Origin of the sequence: Liquorilactobacillus capillatus DSM 19910 (assembly GCF_001434915.1) — a bacterium.
In the GTDB taxonomy this organism is placed as follows: Bacteria; Bacillota; Bacilli; order Lactobacillales; family Lactobacillaceae; genus Liquorilactobacillus; species Liquorilactobacillus capillatus.
In genome coordinates this window covers 1-4,085 of the sequence record NZ_AZEF01000001.1, presented here as the reverse complement: position 1 = coordinate 4,085, position 4,085 = coordinate 1, and the positions used below count along the sequence as shown (strand labels likewise).

The window sequence follows — 4,085 nt, the reverse complement described above, 5'->3', positions numbered from 1 at the left end:
ATGGAGCAAATGCATGCATTGCAGTCGATTGCGCTAGAGACGGCTAAGCAAGATGGTATATCGTATGGTGTTACACGCAAATATGTCACAGATGGCAAGCATAAAACAGCAATAGCATATACAGCAGAGCATAAGGCACATAGCAAGGTTAAAAAAGATCTAAATAAGGCGCATAAACAAGCAAATGATATTGTTGCTCAAGCTGTTAAGATATCACAAGAAAAGCAACGTGAAGTAGAAGCCAGAGAACAGAAATTACATTCAAGAGAAGCAGAATTAAGTGTTCGTGATGAGGAACTTCAGAAGCAAAAAATTCAACAGCAGAAACAGCAACGGTTATTGAAATTACAACAGCGTGAGCAGGCAGAAAAAGAAACATTATTGAATGATCGTGAAACTGAATTAAATAGGCGTGAAAGCTCGGTAAATGCGTTGTATGAAACAATTAAACTGCAAGTTAAGTTAATTAAGCGGTTTGTTCGGAAGACGGTTGCGGTATTTGGTTTGCCTGTTGATATTCAAAATAGTATTGCTGATCAGACAAAGCTTTACGCAGTTCCTACTGATAAAGGTACATTTACTAAAGATAAGCATACTGGTGGTGATTGGGCGTTAACAGCAATTCATGAAAATCCCAAAAGATTTACGGCTAATGTTGTACGTGATTTGTCACGCAAAAATGATGGACCCGACCTTTAGAACTCGTGAGTCTCACGAGATTCACCGATATTTAGCGAGCGTTTAAGGCGCAAGAGATTTGATAGTAGGCGACCCCTGCGTACACTCCCTAGGTGGTGGGGGCGGAGCTTTTTCCGCCCCTGCCACATTTTTTTAGGGGTGTGGGGGTCGGGTTCCTGCTGTCAAATCTTGTTTTGAGCATTAAATTGAGTGAGCGGGGAAAATCGCCTTTTTTTTTGGCGCGAGATCTGCACTAACAGGGGGTGTGTGGCGCCAAAAAATCCCAAGAAGAACAGACATATTTACTTACTCTCGCAAGGGATACAGCAATTTTATTTTGCTTGCACAAAAATGTCGAAAAATGCAAATTTTTACAAATGAAATTCAATATAAAACATATATAATAGTTGACTTTGTATGCTATATGTTTTATATTAGTTTTATAGATAAGAAAGAGGTGATTTATTATGGCAACGAAAATGAAGTCTTTTTCGATGTTAATTTCGGAGGAGTTGAAAGCAGAGTTAAAAAAGAAGGCAGCAGAGAATGGGCAAACTTTGAGCGCTTACATTCGATTGGTTTTGGCAGCAGATGTAAAAAAGTGAAAAATGGGCAAAAAAATAACCCAAACGCTGGTGGGCGAGGGCTGTAAATTCGTATACTGATTATATGCTTATTATAACACAGTTTTCGCCTTCCGATAATAGAAAGGTGATAATTATGACGATAGAATTTAATGGGAACAAGAAGACATCATCAGAAATGAAAATGTTGGTAATTGATGAAAATGCAACTTTTGGCGGTGAAATTGATAAAGAATGGTATTGCCGTAGTTTGAAAGTGAAAGATGTGTATGATGGACAAGTAAAGACTGGTAAGCAGTATACACAATTGGAGTTATTGCCATTAATTGCGGCAAATGCGCTTGTTCAAGCTAAGCAAGAAGCTGTGTTAGATAGTATGGTGCCTGTTATTTGTGATGTTCAAGAGGTATTGGCACAACAAGCAGATTCAATTATTGGCAAGTCTGTTGAGTTGGTAAGTGGTAAGTATCATATTACTTTGAAGCATACTGCTAGTGTTCAAGGTATTGATACTAGATACAATTTTGATACTCTCCAGCTGGTTGTTGAGGCTGGTGGTATTAATGTCAAAAACTGATAAACAAACAAGAACTATACATGATTGGCTTACAGTAGTTTTTGATATTGGTGCTACTGATTTTAGTGCTGATGTTTCAGCTTATGAAAAAGCATATCAGTTGATTTGTAGTGTGTTTGGTATTGATTGGTTTGAATATGATGTGATTACATTAAAGCGTGGTATTTATGAGTATCCGCATGCGATTGGTATATTTCAAGGTACTGTAATTATTGCTTGGTTAGATGATGGTTCTAGTGTTATGGTGCAGTGTTCAGGTCGAGGGTTAAGAAACATTGATGCTGAGTATGCTGGTGGGCTTACTGCTTTTATAGGGTGTCTGAGGGCATATGAGGGCGATTGGCATGTTACACGTTGGGATATAGCGAGAGATCTTTTCGAGTGTGGCTCGCGTTATTCTCCGGCTCATGTAGCAAAAGAACGAGCTAAGGGTAATCTTGTATCAAGGATTGCATATTTTCAGCCAACAACAAGTACGAAAGTGCAAAGACCTAATGCGCTTCGTGGACGTGATCGTGAGTTGTTAATTGGTAGCACTACTTATCTTGGTCGTAACCCATTTCAATTACGTGTTTATAATAAATTAAATGAGCGGTTTGTTAAGACTGGCATAGATTTTCAGTATTCAAGTTGGTATCGTTGGGAACTTCAAATTAACGGTAATAAAGCAGATTATTATTTTCAAGAATGGATTAATACAGGTCGTAGAATAATGGACGCTTGGAAATTGATAATGAAAGCAAATTTTAGATTTGTTGTAAATCATGATGTAGATGTTGATATGCACCGGCATGCTAATAGACTTGCTACTGCAAGATGGTGGAGTGACCTAGTTAATATTGATGATCATTGGGATCATGCTCCAGCACTTGAACGTATGCAGACACCTGCTAAAACTCAGAAATTTTATAACAAGGTTGTTTCCAAACATGCGGCCATGCGATTAAATTATTTAGTGCGTGGATATCTTAAAAATGGCGTTGGAATTGATGATGCAAAACGACTTGCGAGGGTGGTTTTTTCGCAAGAGTTAGAACGCTCGGTTGATGATAATCAAACGTGGGTTTTAGCGAATGAAAACTTGTATAAGTGGAGCGAATGATTTTAGAAAAAAGACACCTAGAGAGTGTCTTTTTTTTGTTAATTTCTAGTCGCGAAAGCGAAGAAATTAACATCACAAATTAAGCCTAGAGGCGAAAAATTTGTGATACGTTTTTGACTTTAGCCTCGCAGAGCTCAACCCCCAGTTATACTGGGGTTAGTTGAGTGATATAGACACCTAGTATATACTGTTATATAATATTATCGAGGGACGTGATAATTATGAGTGCAATAACTATGGAAACTAGTTATGTAAATTCTGATGGCGACATGGGGCAACATCATATAGAATCACATGCGAAACAACATGACTTTTTGCTTGATGGCGAGCCAAATATAATTACATTAACTAATACAAAAACAGATGAAAAATCTCAAGATTTAGCATTGAAAAAAGCAATTGAGCAGGGTGTAAAAACTGAGGACGAATGGAAAGAATATAATTCAAAATTAATGCCGTCCCGGCAAAAAAAAGATTATGAGGAATATATAACTAGCCTATCGAATAATTATGTCAAAAATGTTAAAAGACAGATTGATAAGGGTGGTATGAATCATACAAAAAAAGATAAGGCGTATCAGAGTTTAAAGGCGATTGCACGTAATCATGGTCTCGCAATTGAGGGCAGTTTATATTATCTTGGGAATGTTGATGATTATTCAGGAAAGAGTGAAGCCGAGTTAAGAAAGTATCGTGAGTGGCAAGTAAAAGCATTTAAGATTTTTTACGAATCACCAACATTTCAGGCTTTAAATAAGGGATTATTTAGAGCTGAAATAGATCTTGATGAACGTGGTTCGATACATTTACAAACTCAATCAACGCATTATCATAAAAATGCTCGTGGTCGTGTAGAAATGGCGACCGGTGCTTGTCAAAAAGAAGCACTTATCGAGCTTTATGGAAGTGAAAAAGAGTTAAATCAACGGTTAGATCTGCTACAGGTGTCACATGAATACAATGATAAACGAAAGAAAATAGGTGAGTGGCGTACAGATGCTTATTATTGGCAGAATTTAAAAAATCTTGGAAAATTTAAGTCTGCTACGGCAGGTAAGCGACGTATGAGAATACCAGAATTATGGCGTATGGAGCAAATGCATGCATTGCAGTCGATTGCGCTAGAGACGGCTAAGCAAGATGG

4 protein-coding genes and 1 pseudogene are annotated in these 4,085 nt (G+C 37.6%); all 5 read left to right on the top strand.

The features are described 5' to 3' along the window. The coding region (locus FC81_RS10955; protein ID WP_057741634.1) for a hypothetical protein at positions 1–699 on the top strand (699 nt) is incomplete at its 5' end. Between the two features lie 244 nt (positions 700–943). Continuing rightward, a complete protein-coding gene (locus FC81_RS00020) occupies positions 944–1,330 on the top strand; it encodes a hypothetical protein (protein WP_057741632.1) in 387 nt (128 codons plus the stop codon). A 68-nt stretch (positions 1,331–1,398) separates the two neighbouring features. Further along, a complete protein-coding gene (locus tag FC81_RS00015) occupies positions 1,399–1,839 on the top strand; it encodes a hypothetical protein (protein ID WP_057741629.1) in 441 nt (146 codons plus the stop codon). Then, positions 1,826–2,941, top strand: a complete 1,116-nt coding sequence (locus FC81_RS00010; RefSeq protein WP_057741627.1) for a replication initiation factor domain-containing protein — start codon at positions 1,826–1,828, stop codon at positions 2,939–2,941. Before FC81_RS00015 ends, FC81_RS00010 begins: the two co-directional genes overlap by 14 nt. Positions 2,942–3,162: 221 nt before the next feature. After that, positions 3,163–4,085 (top strand): annotated as a pseudogene (locus FC81_RS00005) (hypothetical protein); the annotation flags it as partial.

Coding starts and splice junctions, on each gene's coding strand:
- FC81_RS00015 (WP_057741629.1), top strand. CDS start 1,399: ATGACGATAGAATTTAATGGGAACAAGAAGACATCATCAGAAATGAAA.
- FC81_RS00010 (WP_057741627.1), top strand. CDS start 1,826: ATGTCAAAAACTGATAAACAAACAAGAACTATACATGATTGGCTTACA.